General features: G+C 42.5%; 9 protein-coding genes and 3 tRNA genes. 2 read left to right on the forward strand and 10 right to left on the reverse strand.

Translation table 11 applies throughout. The features are described from left to right. Positions 1-436 precede the first annotated feature (436 nt). From fusA to rpsL, 3 genes are all read right to left on the reverse strand, one after another. Positions 437-2,536, reverse strand: coding sequence for an elongation factor G (gene fusA, locus FD12_RS11275; RefSeq protein ID WP_054747205.1), 2,100 nt, complete (start codon positions 2,534-2,536; stop codon positions 437-439). 80 nt (positions 2,537-2,616) lie between these two features. Further along, complete coding sequence (gene rpsG / locus FD12_RS11280; protein WP_008855807.1) at positions 2,617-3,087, reverse strand: 30S ribosomal protein S7; 471 nt, start codon at positions 3,085-3,087, stop codon at positions 2,617-2,619. Between the two features lie 56 nt (positions 3,088-3,143). Then, the gene (gene rpsL / locus FD12_RS11285) at positions 3,144-3,557 is read right to left on the reverse strand and encodes a 30S ribosomal protein S12 (protein ID WP_054747207.1); all 414 of its coding nucleotides are present in this window, start codon (positions 3,555-3,557) and stop codon (positions 3,144-3,146) included. A 241-nt stretch (positions 3,558-3,798) separates the two neighbouring features. Between rpsL and FD12_RS11290 the strand changes: the two genes are divergently transcribed. Continuing rightward, entirely contained in the window at positions 3,799-4,488 is a 690-nt protein-coding gene (locus tag FD12_RS11290) for a prepilin peptidase (RefSeq protein ID WP_054747209.1), read from the forward strand. 90 nt (positions 4,489-4,578) lie between these two features. Here the strand turns inward: FD12_RS11290 and rpoC are convergent, their stop codons facing one another. The 4 genes from rpoC to FD12_RS11310 all read right to left on the reverse strand — a co-directional run bounded on the left by rpoC (position 4,579) and on the right by FD12_RS11310 (position 15,063). Continuing rightward, positions 4,579-8,241 (reverse strand): DNA-directed RNA polymerase subunit beta', encoded by a 3,663-nt coding sequence (gene rpoC, locus FD12_RS11295; RefSeq protein WP_056983220.1) that lies wholly within the window; start codon positions 8,239-8,241, stop codon positions 4,579-4,581. 14 nt (positions 8,242-8,255) lie between these two features. Then, positions 8,256-11,864 carry a DNA-directed RNA polymerase subunit beta gene (rpoB, locus tag FD12_RS11300; RefSeq protein WP_056983223.1) on the reverse strand — a complete coding sequence of 1,203 codons (3,609 nt, stop codon included), beginning with the start codon at positions 11,862-11,864 and terminating at the stop codon, positions 8,256-8,258. 226 nt (positions 11,865-12,090) lie between these two features. Beyond that, complete coding sequence (locus tag FD12_RS11305; protein ID WP_054747211.1) at positions 12,091-14,580, reverse strand: ATP-dependent Clp protease ATP-binding subunit; 2,490 nt, start codon at positions 14,578-14,580, stop codon at positions 12,091-12,093. Between the two features lie 15 nt (positions 14,581-14,595). Further along, positions 14,596-15,063, reverse strand: a complete 468-nt coding sequence (locus tag FD12_RS11310; protein ID WP_056983225.1) for a CtsR family transcriptional regulator — start codon at positions 15,061-15,063, stop codon at positions 14,596-14,598. Positions 15,064-15,675: 612 nt separating this feature from the next. Between FD12_RS11310 and FD12_RS11315 the strand changes: the two genes are divergently transcribed. Further along, on the forward strand, positions 15,676-16,449 hold the full coding sequence (locus tag FD12_RS11315) for a CPBP family intramembrane glutamic endopeptidase (protein ID WP_056983227.1): 774 nt from the start codon (positions 15,676-15,678) through the stop codon (positions 16,447-16,449). Between the two features lie 130 nt (positions 16,450-16,579). On the opposite strand, the gene FD12_RS11320 is transcribed toward FD12_RS11315, so the two are convergent. From FD12_RS11320 to FD12_RS11330, 3 genes are all read right to left on the reverse strand, one after another. Beyond that, positions 16,580-16,653: transfer RNA gene (locus tag FD12_RS11320), tRNA-Pro, on the reverse strand. A gap of 60 nt (positions 16,654-16,713) precedes the next feature. Further along, positions 16,714-16,787: transfer RNA gene (locus FD12_RS11325), tRNA-Pro, on the reverse strand. Between the two features lie 20 nt (positions 16,788-16,807). Then, a tRNA-Arg gene (locus FD12_RS11330) sits at positions 16,808-16,880 on the reverse strand.

Consider the following 16,880-nt stretch of genomic DNA (forward strand, 5'->3'; position numbering starts at 1 on the left):
GTCGCAACCTTTCACATCAAAGCTAATACGTAATGATTTTTAGGCAAACTAATCCCTAAAAACAAGTACTCAAATATTGTACTAAAAAATGCCCCATAAAACAAGGGCATTGGCGAATTAATTTAAAAAGTGGGCAGATTAAATTCCTTAGGAAACGACATGTAAGCCGTCTCCTCAGTCAAATTGTAATTTCGGGAGTCTACTAATGGTATGGCCAGTGAAAGCTCCCTTGATTTCCTTAAGAACTGTACTATGCGTGGGATAAACGGTTTTATGTGGCCAATCTACCTATCCGATTGCAGAACAAATTTTTCTAATACAACTTTACCATAGATTTTAGCATTTCAAAATAAATTTATTTCAATTGAAGCAAGCTAGCCGATCCTTCAACCAACAAAAAAAGAACTAGAATCCTCTAGTCCTTAATTAGTCATTATTATTCGGCGTCAGGATTGCCGCCATTTTTCTTAATGATTTCTGCTTGAATGCTCTTTGGCACTGGCTCGTAATGATCAAATGTCATGGTAAATGTACCACGGCCTTGTGATGCAGAACGAAGTGTCGTTGCATAACCAAACATTTCAGCCAAAGGAACGTATGAATGAATCACTTCAGCGCCACTTCGGCTTTCCATACCTTCAACACGGCCACGTCTAGCAGTAACTTGACCCATGATATCACCCATGTACTCTTCAGGAACGTTAATATCAACCTTCATGATTGGTTCCAAAATTACAGGGGCAGCGGTCTTGGCAGCATTACGAAGGGCAAGTGATGCGGCAACTTTAAATGCAGCTTCACTAGAATCGACTTCATGATAACTACCATCGTATAACTTGGCTTTCAAATCAACCAATGGATATCCGGCAAGGACACCATTAGATAATGATTCTTTCAAGCCTTGTTCAACGGCTGGAATGTATTCACGAGGAACAACACCACCAACGATGGCATCTTCGAATTCGAACCCTTTACCTTCTTCATTAGGGGTAAATTCAATCCAAACGTCACCATATTGACCTTTACCACCAGACTGACGAATGAACTTACCTTGCGCCTTAGTTGGCTTAGTAAATGCTTCACGATATGAAACTTGTGGAGCACCAACAGTAGCTTCAACGTGGAATTCACGCTTCATCCGGTCAATAATGATATCCAAATGCAACTCACCCATTCCGGCGATTAATGTTTCACCAGTTTCAGGATTGGTTGTTGCTTTGAAAGTTGGATCCTCTTCTGAAAGCTTCTGAAGAGCAACGTTCATCTTGTCTTGATCGGCTTTTGTCTTAGGTTCAACGGCAACTTGGATAACTGGATCAGGGAAGTCCATTGATTCCAAGTGAAGTGGATGGTCAACATCAGTTAATGAATCACCAGTAGTGGTGTTCTTCAAACCAATGGCAGCCGCAATATCACCTGAGAATACTTCAGGAATTTCTTGACGGTGATTTGAATGCATTTGAAGTAAACGACCAACCCGTTCACGTTTGTCTTTAGTTGCATTCAAAATGTATGAACCAGACTCAAGCGTTCCAGAATATACACGAATGTAAGTTAAACGACCAACGAATGGATCAGTAGCAACTTTAAATGCCAAAGCAGCAAAACTGGCATCATCGTTTGCTTTTAGTTCAACTTTGTCACCAGTCTCAGGATCAGTTGCGTTATAAGGCTTAACATCCAATGGTGATGGCAAGTAATCAATTGTTGCATCCATCAACATCTGAACACCCTTGTTCTTAAATGCTGAACCAGCTAATACTGGGAACAGTTCCAAGTTCAAAGTTGCTTTACGAATAGCGGCCTTGATTTCTGGGATCGAAATTTCTTCACCCTCAAGGTACTTGTTCATAATGTCATCATCAACGTCAGCAAGTGTTTCGATTAATTGATCACGACGTTTCTGAGCTTCTTCCTTGTATTCGTCTGGAACATCAACTGTATCCCAGTTAGAACCGAGTTTATCTTCATCATAGATATCGGCCTTCATTTCGATCAGGTCAATGACCCCTTCGAAATCATCTTCGGCACCGATTGGCATCTGGATTGGGAGTGGCTTAGCATTCAACCGATCAGCAATTGATGATACTGAGAAGTCAAAGTTAGCGCCAACTTTATCCATCTTGTTAACAAATACGATCCGCGGAACATCGTAATCTGATGCTTGTCGCCAAACTGTTTCAGTTTGTGGCTCAACGCCGGCTTGAGCATCAAGGACGGCAATCGCACCATCAAGAACTCGGAGTGAACGTTCAACTTCAACAGTGAAGTCCACGTGTCCTGGGGTATCAATAATGTTGATCCGGTGGTCTTTCCATTGAGCTGTCGTAGCAGCAGACGTGATGGTAATACCACGTTCCTGTTCTTGGGGCATCCAGTCCATTTGTGAAGCACCATCATGGGTTTCACCAATTTTGTGAATTTTACCGGTATAGTACAAGATACGCTCAGTCGTCGTTGTCTTACCAGCATCGATATGGGCCATAATCCCGATATTACGAGTTTTTTCTAGCGGAAATTCTCGTGTGTTAGCCATTGTGTAACTCCTTCCGATTCGTACAAAAAGTGGCTAAATCAGCCACTTATTAATTTGAGCTGTTGAGAATAAAACTGATTTTACCAACGATAATGTGCAAAGGCACGGTTGGCTTCAGCCATTCTATGTGTATCTTCACGTTTCTTAACTGCGGCACCAGTGTTGTTAGCTGCGTCCATGATTTCGCGGGCAAGCCGTTCAGTCATTGTATGCTCACCACGTGAACGGGCGTAGTTAACGATCCAACGTAAGCCCAAAGTTGTTCGGCGATCTGGTCGAACTTCGATTGGAACTTGGTAGTTAGAACCACCAACACGACGAGCCTTAACTTCAAGAACTGGCATAACGTTCTTCATAGCTTCTTCGAACACGTCAACTGGTTCGTTGTTTGTTTCTTTCTTAATTAAGTCAAATGCACCATATAAAATTTGTGATGCAGTTCCACGCTTACCGTCTAACATCAAACGGTTGATTAAACGGGTTACCAATTTTGAGTTATAAATTGGGTCAGGAAGTACTTCCCGCTTTTGAACATTTCCTTTTCTAGGCATTTCGTTATCCTCCTCATGATTCTATAAAACTAAATATTTAGATTGCATTAGTGAGATTATTCTTTAGGCTTCTTAGTACCGTATTTAGAACGACCTTGACGACGATCTTGAACACCGGCAGTATCAAGAGCACCACGAATAACGTGATAACGAACACCAGGTAAATCCTTTACACGGCCTCCACGAATCAAAACAACACTATGCTCTTGCAAGTTGTGACCAATACCTGGGATGTAAGCCGTAACTTCGATCAAGTTAGACAAACGAACACGGGCATATTTACGCAAAGCAGAGTTAGGCTTCTTTGGTGTCATCGTACCAACACGAGTTGCAACACCTCGTTTTTGAGGGGCAGGAACAGTAACAGCCTTCTTCTTAAAACTATTGTAAGCATAGTTTAAAGCTGGTGACTTTGATTTTGAAGTTCTAGAATGACGTCCTTTACGGACCAATTGGTTAATTGTAGGCATCTAAAAAGTTCTCCTTTCAAATTTTCAATGTAAGTCCACACATCCAGGCGGTTCTTTTTTATGTAAAAATAAATGTGTACCGCCCAACACTTTTTGTCATAAACAGTCAGCATGTCTGATTATTCAGGAATCTGTCACAAAAAGCACCTTGTCTAATTTATCATGCCAAACAATTTGTGTCAACAAATCCAAAAAAATAAATTGAATTTAAATCTCGTATATAAATATTAGAGGTAACGAGATGATAATAACACAATTTTTACTCGGTTCAAGCATTGCATCATTTGTTAACGTCATAGTTCAGCGCAGCCTGGCTGGTGAATCAATTGTCCGGCCCCGATCCCACTGCACCGCCTGTCTGCACCAACTCGCCTACTATGATTTAATCCCGGTGATTAGTTACATCAGCCTCGGTGGAAAATGCCGATACTGCAAAGCCAGAATTCCAGTCACAATGATCATAACCGAAATTCTTTTAGGGCTGATGTTTGCACTGGTACCCATTAATTTAGCAAGCTGCTACTTTTTGTTAATCATGTCCATTTTGATCACCCTAAGCTTGTTTGATTTGGAAATCCAACAAATTCCTCATTTAGGCATCGCTTTGCTCATGATTACCTGTGGCTTCAACCTTCATCATTCACTTTGGGAGTTGGCTGCCACAATTGTGATTTACCTATGTTTTCAGGGGCTTAATCGAAAAGAACGGCTGATCGGCAATGGCGATATTGATATCCTATTTGGACTGTGGATCTCGACTGGAATTAGCTTTATGCTCTGGGCAACCTGTTTTGCTTGTGTTAGTGCCATTCTATATTTGATCATTATCCCATGGCCAAAAGACAATCGGATTCCATTTGTTCCATTCATTACCATTGGCTACTACGTGACCTACCAGTTTCAAGATTGGCTATTGGCGTTAATTCTCTGACAATCAATCTATGTATCGTAAAGAGGCACTACTCCGAATTGGAATAGTGCCTCTTTACTTTGAAAATGCAAGTCAACCGTTCAGTAATTTCTACTTAGTGGTCTTACTCTTACTTGCATCTTCAGCTTTCATTTTTTCTTCAAGTTCGCTGATCGAGTAAACCCCATCAGTTGAAGAATTGCCAATTTCCTTTGGCTTAATACCACGGTAATCAGGCATTCCTGTACCAGCAGGAATCAATTTACCAATGATAACATTTTCCTTCAAACCAACAAGCGGGTCATTCTTTCCACGAATAGCAGCATCAGTTAATACACGAGTTGTTTCCTGGAATGAAGCAGCAGACAAGAAACTATTGGTTTCAAGAGCGGCTTTGGTAATTCCAAGCAATACTGGACGAGCAGTAGCTGGAATTCCACCGGAAACAACAGTATCAGCGTTACTATCCTTGAAATCAAAGATATCCATCAAGGTTCCTGGAAGCACATCAGTGTCACCTGGATCCATGATACGAACTTTACGAAGCATCTGTCTAATCATGATTTCCACATGCTTATCAGAAACTTCCACACCTTGCATTCGGTAAACTTTCTGAACTTCATGCAAGAGGTAGTTTTCAGTTGAAAGGACGTCTCGGACCTTCAACAATTCCTTAGGATCAACAGAACCTTCGTTCAAAGCAGATCCACGGTGAATGAAGTCACCTTCAGCAACTTTCATTTGAGCCGTAATCGGAACCGTATAAGTTCTTGTGTCAGACTCACCTTTAACAGTGACTTCCTTGGTTCTTTCAGCCGGATTTTCTTCGATCGATTCAACAGTACCAGTAACTTCACTGATCTCAGCTTTACCTTTTGGATTACGGGCTTCAAAAATTTCTTGAACTCGAGGCAATCCTTGGGTGATATCAGCGTTACCAGCAACACCACCGGTATGGAAGTTCCGCATGGTTAACTGGGTACCAGGTTCACCAATTGATTGAGCAGCAACAGTCCCAACTGCTTCACCAACTTCAACTTCGTCTCCAGTAGCCAAGTTACGACCATAACACTTCTCACAAACACCATGAATGGTATTGCAAGTAAATGCTGAACGGATCGTGACTTCTTTAATGCCGAGGGCGTCAATTTGTTGAGCTTGGTCTTCAGTGATCATTGTATTAGCAGGAACAATCACTTCACCAGTCTTAGGGTTCTTAACCGTCTTGTGAGCATATCGGCCAAGAATTCGGTCATACAATGGTTCGATCATTTCATTTCCTTCAGTAATTGCACTGATAGTCAATCCACGATCGGTACCACAGTCCTTTTCACGAACAATGACATCTTGGGCCACATCAACAAGTCGACGGGTCAAGTAACCAGAGTTGGCGGTCTTAAGGGCGGTATCAGTCATCCCTTTACGGGCCCCATGGGTTGAAATGAACATTTCCAAAACAGAAAGTCCCTCACGGAAGTTTGATGTAATTGGCAGTTCCATGATTTCACCGTTAGGAGCGGCCATCAAGCCACGCATTCCAGCCAACTGAGTAAAGTTTGAAATGTTACCACGGGCACCAGAATCACTCATCATATAGATAGGGTTTTGTGGATCCTGTTCATCCATCAAACGTTTCTGAATGTCATCCTTAGCATCGTTCCAAATACCGATTACTCGTTCGTAACGCTCGTGATCCGTAATCAAACCACGACGGAACTGCTTGGTAACCATATCAACTTTCTTATGAGCAGCGTCAATCAATGCTTGTTTGTCGGGCAACTGAGTAATATCAGTAATCCCCACTGTCAAGCCAGATTTAGTTGATTCATTGTACCCAAGATCCTTCATGCGATCCAAGAAGAATGAGGTTTCAGTCACCTTATAACGCTTATAAACTTCAGCGATAATGTCACTTAAGAACCCTTTCTTGAATGGTGGTACCAATTTGGCATCTTTTAAATGCTCATGGATATCTTCACCTGGTTCAAGGAAGTACTTGTCATCAACATAATTATTAATATTGGTGTCAGTAGGTTCGTTAATATATGGGAAGTCTTCTGGCAAAATTCGGTTGAAAATGATCTTACCAACTGAAGTGACCAAAATCTTACCAAGTTGATCCTTAGTAAACGTCTTCTTAGGATAAGCAGATGCCTTAATTCCAACTCGAGTATGCCAATGAACAATTCCGTTCTTGTAAGCTAACTGAGCTTCGTCAGGTGAGTTAAAGATCATTCCTTCACCCTCACGGCCGGCTTCTTCCATGGTGAGATAATAGTTACCGATAACCATATCTTGAGATGGCGTTACAACTGGCTTACCATCTTTAGGAGCCAAAATGTGGCCAGCAGCCAACATTAATAGTCGAGATTCAGCTTGAGCTTCGTCAGATAGCGGAACGTGAATCGCCATTTGGTCACCATCAAAGTCGGCGTTGTAGGCTTCACAAACAAGTGGGTGCAATCGCATTGATTTACCACTAACCAGAACAGGTTCAAAGGCTTGAATACCAAGTCTGTGAAGCGTAGGGGCCCGGTTCAACAGAACAGGGTGTTCCTTGATAACATCTTCCAAGACGCTGAAGACATCGTCATCTTGGCGTTCAATTTTGCGCTTAGCGTTCTTAATGTTGGAAGCTAAATTGCGGCCAACCAATTCCTTCATGATAAATGGCTTGAATAATTCCATCGCCATTGGAACTGGTAATCCCATTTGGTTCATTCGCAAATGAGGACCAACATCGATAACTGAACGGCCAGAATAATCAACCCGCTTACCAAGTAAGTTCTGACGGAAGCGACCTTGCTTTCCCTTCAACATGTGTGAAAGGGACTTCAATGGCCGGTTTCCGGGACCAGCAACTGGACGACCACGACGACCATTATCGATCAAAGCATCAACGGCTTCTTGAAGCATCCGCTTTTCGTTTTGAACAATGATTCCTGGGGCGTTCAAATCAAGTAATCGTTTGAGTCGGTTGTTCCGGTTGATTACTCGACGATACAAATCATTCAAATCAGAAGTGGCAAACCGGCCACCTTCCAATTGAACCATTGGCCGAAGATCAGGTGGGATAACCGGAATTGCATCCATTACCATCCATGAAAGTTGGTTGCCAGATTGAACGAAGGCTTCCAAAATGTCCAAACGACGAACGGCACGCGTCCGCTTTTGGCCAGTGGCATTCTTCAATTCATCCTTTAATTCAACAACTTCTTTTTCAACATCAACGTCGTTTAGTAACGTCTTAATTGCTTCGGCACCAATTTGTGCTTCAAAACGAGGACCGTATTCTTGCTTCTTATCACGATATTCCCGTTCTGAAAGTAATTGTTTTTTCTCCATAGGGGTGTTACCTGGTTCAGTAACAACGTATGAAGCAAAGTAAATAATTTCTTCAAGTGCCCGTGGGCTCATGTCAAGGACAAGTCCCATTCGGCTAGGAATTCCCTTGAAGTACCAAATGTGGGTAACTGGCGCTGCCAATTCAATATGGCCCATTCGTTCACGACGAACCTTTGAACGGGTAACTTCAACCCCACAGCGGTCACAAACGATTCCCTTATACCGGATTCGTTTGTATTTACCACAAGCACATTCCCAGTCCTTGGTTGGACCGAAAATTCGCTCATCGAACAAGCCGTCTTTTTCAGGCTTCAAAGTTCGGTAGTTAATGGTTTCTGGTTTCTTAACTTCACCATATGACCAACTACGGATCTTATCAGGAGAGGCTAATCCAATTTGCATACTCTCGAATTTATTAACATCGACCACTAGTTTGACCTCCCTTAGTCATTACTGTTGTTAACGTTGGTTGATTTGGTTGCTTCTTGATCAGCAGCGGCTTTTTTATCTTTTGCTTCCTGATCTTTCTTTTGAGCCAACTTGCTCAATGCATCAACGTTAACGACATCATCGTCATCATCAAGGTCACGAAGTTCGATTTCCTTGTGACTGGAGTCAAGAACCTTCATATCAAGGCCGAGTGACTGTAACTCTTTAACAAGCACACGGAATGATTCTGGCACACCAGGCTTTGGAATTGGCTCACCTTTAACAATGGCTTCATAAGTCTTAACCCGACCAACAACGTCGTCAGACTTGTAAGTCAAAATTTCTTGGAGTGTGTAAGCAGCACCATAAGCTTCAAGTGCCCAAACTTCCATTTCACCAAAACGCTGACCACCAAACTGTGCTTTACCACCTAAAGGCTGTTGCGTAACTAATGAGTAAGGTCCAATTGAACGGGCATGAATCTTATCATCAACCATGTGGGCAAGCTTCAGGTAATGCATGACACCAACGGCGATCTTCTTATCAAATGGTTCACCGGTACGGCCATCGTACAAGATGTATTTACCATCTGAAGGCATTCCGGCTTCCTTAACAGCATCCCAAATATCTTTATCTCGGGCACCATCGAAAACAGGTGTTGCAACATGGATTCCAAGCTTTCGAGCAGCCATCCCTAGATGGAGTTCCAATACTTGACCAATGTTCATCCGTGATGGCACACCCATGGGACTCAACATGATGTCAACTGGAGTTCCATCTGGCAAGAATGGCATATCCTCTTCAGGAATCACAACAGAAACGGTACCCTTGTTACCATGACGACCAGACATCTTGTCACCAACTTGGATCTTACGTTTCTGGGCGATGTAAACTCGAACCATCCGGTTAACACCAGGTGAAAGCTCATCACCATTTTCACGAGTGAAGATTTTGACATCTTGGATGATGCCGCCACCACCATGAGGAACTCTCAATGAGGTGTCACGAACTTCACGTGATTTTTCACCGAAAATCGCATGGAGTAATCGCTCTTCAGCGGATAATTCAGTTACCCCTTTAGGCGTTACCTTACCAACTAAAATGTCACCATCATGAACTTCGGCACCAATCCGGACAGTTCCGTCTTCGTCGAGGTTCTTTAATGCATCTTCACCAACGTTAGGAATTTCTCTGGTCATTTCCTCAGGTCCTAATTTAGTATCCCGAGTTTCTGACTCATATTCTTCAATATGAATGGATGTGTAAACATCATCTTTAACGAGTCGTTCACTGATGGCGATGGCATCTTCGAAGTTATAACCTTGCCATGTCATGAAGGCCACAACTGGGTTTTGACCAAGTGCCAATTCCCCGCCTTCCATTGATGGACCATCGGCTAAAATTTCATCAGCATCAACGTGATCGCCAACTTTAACGATTGGCCGTTGGTTATAGTTCTTACCACCGTTTGATCGACGGAATTTCATTAACTTGTACTTATCCAATGACTTGTCGTCACGACGAACTCGGATTTCACGAGCATCAACGTATTCAACAGTTCCTGGGTACTTGCAAATCAAGGCAACTCCGGAATCATGAGCGGCTTTGTATTCAATACCAGTTCCAACAAGTGGTGCATGTGGGTCGACCAAAGGAACGGCCTGACGTTGCATGTTGGCACCCATCAAAGCACGGTTGGAATCATCATTTTCCAAGAAAGGAATACATGCAGTCGCTACGGCAACAACTTGCTTAGGCGAAACATCCATGTAATCAACTTTATCAATGCTGATTTCAATGTTATTTGATTGGTGACGAGCCATAACGATGTTATTAACAAATGAACCATCATCATTCAATGGTGAGTTAGCCTGTGCAATAACAAAGTTATCTTCTTCATCAGCAGTCAAGTAATCGATTCGGTCAGTAACCTTATGGGTCGTCCAATCAACCCGTCGGTACGGCGTCTCGATGAACCCATACTTGTTAACCCGGGCGTAACTGGACAAACTGTTAATCAATCCAATGTTAGGACCTTCAGGCGTTTCGATCGGACACATCCGGCCATAATGAGTATAGTGAACATCTCGGACTTCATATCCGGCACGGTCACGAGTCAAACCACCAGGTCCAAGGGCTGACAGACGACGCTTATGCGTTAATTCGCCAAGTGGATTGGTTTGGTCCATGAATTGTGACAATTGTGATGAACCAAAGAATTCCTTGATTGAAGCAACCACTGGACGAATGTTAATCAATTGTTGAGGCGTAACGGTTGACGTATCCTGAATTGACATTCTTTCACGAACAACTCGTTCCATTCGAGATAAGCCAATTCGGAATTGGTTTTGCAAAAGCTCACCAACTGAACGGATTCGCCGGTTACCCAAATGGTCGATATCATCAATGCTGCCAATGCCTTCTTGTAGGTTAAAGAAGTAGTTCATTGAAGAGATGATGTCTGCTGGAGTGATGTGTTTGAAGCTCAATGGAATGTTGTCATTACCAATGATTGGCACAACTCGATCAGGATCATTGACTGATTGAACCTGAATGATTTGAACAGTCATCGGCTTTGTTACAACCGCTTCATCTGATGGATTGAAGGTGTAAGCCTTGAAATCCTTCTTATCAAGATAAGGCGCCAAGTCTTTCATAACGTCCTTAGTGACAACCGTTCCCTTTTGGGCAATAATTTCACCGGTATCAGGGTCAGCAAGGGTTTCACCCAATGTCAAACCTAACAAACGATTCTTCAAGCTCAACTTCTTGTTAGTCTTGTAACGGCCAACGGGCGCCATATCATAACGCTTTGGATCAAAGAAGCGGGCGGTCAGCAAACTTCTTGATGAATCAGCAGTCTTAGGCTCGCCGGGACGTAGTCGTTCATAAATATCCTTCAATGATTCTTCAACACGAGAATCATCAGTGTCCTTATGAACATCCTTTTCCAATGTTAAGCCGAGGCTTTCACTGTCACCCAGCATGTCAATAATCTCTGAGTCACTGCCAAAACCAAGGGCTCTGATTAATTCGGTCAAAGGAATTTTTCGGGTTCGATCAATTCGAACATAAGCAATATTCTTTGCGTCGGTTTCAAATTCTAGCCAAGCACCTCTGTTAGGAATTACAGTCGTTCCATAAGAAGCCCGGCCATTCTTGTCGGTATCTTCGTGATAATAGACACCAGGTGAACGAACTAATTGAGAAACAATTACCCGTTCTGCCCCATTAATAATAAACGTACCTTGATCAGTCATTAGTGGAAAATCGCCAAAGAATACATCTTGGGTCTTAATTTCGCCAGTCTCGTGATTGGTTAATTTCAAGGTAATGTGAAGTGGAGCTGAGTAGTTAGCTTCATGTTCACGAGCCTCATCTACCGTGTATTTTGGCTCTAATAATTGATAATCAACAAACTCTAATGATAGTTTTCCTTGAAAATCATCGATTGGCATAATGCCTTCGAATGTTTCGCGAAGTCCCTCATCTAAAAACCAGTTGTAAGAATTAGTCTGGATTTCAATAAGGTTCGGTAAATCAAGCACTTCTTTGATTCGTGCATAACTTCGTCGGGTACGGTGTTTTCCATATTTAACTAAGTGTCCTGCCAAGTTTTTCACCTCTCCAAAAAATTCCGGAATCGAAATGTTACAATTTGATTACAATTGCGCTTTTTACCGGATTTTGAGCAAAAAAAATCCAAAAACAAGCTCAACTTGCTTTTGGTTTTTTATGCAGGTCAACCCGGACAATAGATCGCGTTGACCATTTCGATTCACAACAAATACAACTAACAATATACCAATCTAAACGATAAATGTCAACCGATATTGCTTCGAACCGCGGTTATTTTTTGTTATTCACCAAAGTTTGGCGTTCTGGCTTTTTAACTGAAATTGTAATCTGCTTGTTACGACCACCAACTGTTACCGAATCACCAGGAACAATCTCTTTGGCCAGCAATTTGGCACTCAACTTGTCTTCCAATTCGGTTTGGATAGCTCGCCGAATTGGCCGGGCACCATATTGAGGATCGTAACCCCGATCGGCAATGATGCCAATGGCGGTCTTCGTCACTTTGATATCAATGCCTTGATCGTGAATTCGTTTGATAACCGGCTTGGTCATCAAGTGCACAATCTGGCCAAGTTCAGCCTTGGTCAATGAGTGGAAGACAACGACTTCGTCAATTCGATTCAAGAACTCTGGTCGGAATTGCTTCTTCAAAGCAGCCTGAATCGTATCCTTCATTTCATTGTAGCCTTCCTTAGGATCTTCTTGACCAAACCCAACAGTCTTCTTATCACGAAGCGTTGTGGCGCCAAGGTTGGAAGTCATGATAATGACGGTATTTCTAAAGTCAATCTTACGACCCTTTGAATCGGTCAGGTAACCATCGTCTAAGACTTGCAGTAACAGGTTAAAGACATCTGGGTGGGCCTTTTCAACTTCATCAAACAGGACAACGGAGTATGGCTTCTGACGAACTTTTTCGGTCAGTTGACCACCTTCGTCATAACCGACGTATCCAGGAGCAGACCCAATCAAACGACTTGTTGAGTACTTCTCCATGAACTCACTCATGTCGACTCTGATCATATCATCTTCAGAACCAAAGACTGCCTCTGCCACTGCTTTGGCAAGTTCGGTCTTACCAACCCCAGTAGGTCCAAGGAACATGAACGAACCAATTGGGCGATTTGGATCTTTCAAACCACTCCGGGCTCTTCGAATTGAACGAGAAACGGCTGAAATAGCTTCTTCCTGGCCAACAACCCGCTTGTGAAGAACCTTTTCCAAATTAACCAATCGATCAGCTTCTGTCCGACTCAAACGCGTTACTGGAATGCCAGTCCATTCGCCCACAATTTCGGCGACATCCTGACCAGTTTCTTTGACTGGGTAATGCGTTTCATCACCGTCATCAGATTGATCGTCCTTGGCTAACTCATCTTGCAACTTATTAGCCTGCTTACGCAATTTGGCAGCCTTGTCATAGTCTTGTGCAACCAAGGCTTCATTTAATTGTGAAAGCAACTCAGACAATTGTTTGTGATCGTCAACAACTTCGGAATTTTGGAGATGGTCAATTCGAACTTTGGCAGCTGCTTCATCCATCAAATCAATGGCCTTATCTGGTAAGAACCGGTCACTAATGTAACGGTTTGAAAGGTTAACCGCTGTTTCAATTGCTTCATCGGTAATTTCAACATGATGATGTTGTTCGTACTTTGGCCGCAGCCCTTTGAGAATCTGAGCAGTTTCGTCAGTCGTTGGTTCGTCAACCATCACTTTGGCAAATCGACGTTCCAAGGCAGCATCCGATTCAATGTACTTTTGGTATTCATCAAGCGTTGTTGCCCCAATCAACTGAAGCTCACCACGAGCCAAAGCTGGTTTCAATATGTTGGAGGCATCGATTGCCCCTTCAGCACCACCGGCACCAATCAAGGTATGCAACTCATCAATGAAGAGAATGATGTTACCATCTGAATAGATTTCATCGATCACTTTCTTCAAGCGGTCTTCGAATTCGCCACGGTACTTGGTTCCGGCAACCAACGAGCCCATGTCGAGCATCATCAAGCGTTTATTGACCATGTCACCGGGAACTTCGCCCTTAACGATTCGTTCAGCAAGGCCTTCTGCAATGGCTGTTTTTCCAACGCCGGGTTCCCCAATGAGAACTGGGTTATTCTTAGTCCGCCGAGCTAAAATCTGAACCACCCGCTTAACTTCAAGATCACGGCCAATGGTTGGATCAAGCCGGTCTTGACGAGCTAATTCAGTTAAGTCACGAGCCAATGAATCAATCGTTGGTGTCTTTGATTCATTTCGTTTTGATTGACGGCCCCGTTGCTTGGCTGCCATGTTTGAAGCCATTGAACCACCACTAATTCCCATTTTGCGCAATGTTACTTTGCGAATTTGTGATAGATCAAGCCCCAAATTAATTAAAATTCTGGATGATAAGATTGTCTCATCGGTTAGAAGTGAAAGTAAAATGTGTTCGGTTCCTACTTTAGGAACGCCATTTTTCTTGGCGAAATCTCCTGCTTGGGCTAGAACTTCCTTAGCCTTTGGTGAATATGGCAGGTAATCCGTGCTTGAAAGGTTCTTCAAGTTGCCATAACCAGCAAACCGTTCGACTTCTTCTGTGACATCTTCGGCAGTTACTGAGAACTGTTGAAGTGCTTTATAAGCGATCCCATTCGTTTCAATCAGTAGACCTAGTAAAAGGTGTTCAGTACCGATAGCCTGATGTTTAAATTTCTTGGCTTGTTCCTGAGCGATGGTTAAAACATTCTTAGCGCTTGGAGTAAACAAATTATTCATAGACACCCTCACTTTCTATCCTTCGTAACGTAAACGATTCAGGATTGATATCATTATATTCGCTCTCATGATATCTGTTAAATCGTTATTGTTCAGGTCAATCGCATCTTTATCAATCGCGGCCAAAATAATGCTGGCCTCTCTACGATTAATTAAGTCATTATTATATAACGTTTGAACGATTGTTTCACTATCTCTTTTGGATAACTTGTTACCAATCGCGGCGATTAATGAATCTAAAACGTCGATATCGTCTAATAAGCGGACTTTTTCTATTCTAATGTAGCCGCCACCACCACGCTTGCTCTCAACAATATAACCATTTTGAATGGTAAATCGCGTATTGATCACGTAGTTGATTTGGGACGGTACAACGTCAAACAAACCAGCAATTTCAGAACGACGAATCTTAACCTGTTCGTTATCTGCAAGGATTTCTTTTAAATAACGTTCAATTAAATCTGAAATATTTTCGTCGGCCATTTCATCACCCATTCTTTGACTAATATTGACTATTATTATACGAATGTCTGAGGAAAGTGCAAGGAAAAGGATTGAGAGTGCGAAAACAAGCGGTTAAGAATCGGAGTGTAAGTTGCCTTTAGAGGAAATTCCGGGGTTGGGAATTTTCTCTAAAGGTGCTTACGCGCAGATTCTTGCTTGTTTTCGCACGTTTCTGCTATGTGCCAAAGAACCTCGGTACTTATTTTCATTTATGTGCAGGAAACTGATGGGCTGAGCACGTTTCTATGTAATGGGAACATCGTTGTCCCCCTTGGTTCATACATTAGGGTTCAGTGTCGTCGGAGCACGTTTACTGTGTAAAAGAATCTTTTATTTGTAGCACCCTAAGTTGCCTTTAGAGGAAATTCCAGGCTTGGAATTTTTTTCAAAGGTGCTTACGCGCAGATTCTTGCTTGTTTTCGCACGTTTCTGCTATGTGGCAAGGAACCTCGGTGCTTGTTTTCAGTTATGTGCAGGTTTATCTTCGTTAAATCAAGCCTGGAAAGCTAGTCGGTTGCTTTCTAATATGGGACCTTGATAATCCCAAAAGGTGGTGGATAATAGACCTATTATAATTTTAGGAGGCCCCTCATGTCCAAAAGTCGATTACCCATATCTATGCAGTTTGTTTCAGCAGTCGTCCTTGTGACGCTGTACTTAGGAATAGACGTCGTTCTTCACGGAACCAGCCCGCTTATTCACGCGTCTTTTCGTTTTGTATTTGCACTTATCGTTGCAGGTATCGTGTATTACATAATTGGAGCGGACAAGCTCCGCAATTCACACGTTAAATACAGAAAGTCTACAAAGGTCTGGTGTTTTTTATTAGTATTAGCAGTTTTGTTCGTATTCCGAAATGTAACTGGTAAAATTATCCAAGTGCTTGGTTCGAAAACGTTAATTGGTGATACATTCATGGCACTATCTGCTGGCATTTGCGAGGAGTTTTTGTTCCGAGGATTACTCTTATCTTCATGCCTAAGCGTTTTTAATCGCCATCGTTTGAAGTACACATTGGCTGCCTGCTCTTCGTCAGTTCTTTTTGGGTTATTTCATTTTGTAAATGCGCTGCATCAGCCCCTTAACACGACCGTCCAACAGGTCATTTATGCCTTTGTCCTAGGCTTGATGCTCGCTTCAATTCGAATTGCAACAAATACCATGGGTTGGAATGTTCTTCTCCATTCATTATTCGACTGGAGTGCCGGGCTTTCGGTTAACCCGTCATTAAGTGGGATCACGCCATGGACGCCATTTATCATTATTTGGGGCCTCGTATTTTTGGTGGCTTTATTCTTTTTAATTTCATTTGACCACAGCGCCAATGCTAGTCACTTATCTAAGACCTATTCACTTGGTAACTAATTCTAAATTATATTGATCATTGCAAAAAGGAAGTTGCTTGGGCCATTATTGGGGAACTTAGCCAAACAACTTCCTTTGTCATCTTATGAACCATTTCTTTGCAAGGAGTTTATTTCAAGATACAAAAAAATCGGGAAAACAAGATTTGAACTTGCGACCCCTACGTCCCGAACGTAGTGCTCTACCAAGCTGAGCTACTTCCCGATGATTAAGCAATATTCAGTTAACATAATCAATATATCACAAAATATATCGATAAAAAAGTCGGGAAGACAGGATTCGAACCTGCGACCCCCTGGTCCCAAACCAGGTGCTCTACCAAGCTGAGCTACTTCCCGAAAATGATGGCAATAAAAAATGCACCCAGTAGGAGTCGAACCTACAACCTTCTGATTCGTAGTCAGACACTCTATCCAGTTGCGCTATGGGTG

This window comes from Lentilactobacillus rapi DSM 19907 = JCM 15042, assembly GCF_001436255.1.
Lineage (GTDB): Bacteria > Bacillota > Bacilli > Lactobacillales > Lactobacillaceae > Lentilactobacillus > Lentilactobacillus rapi.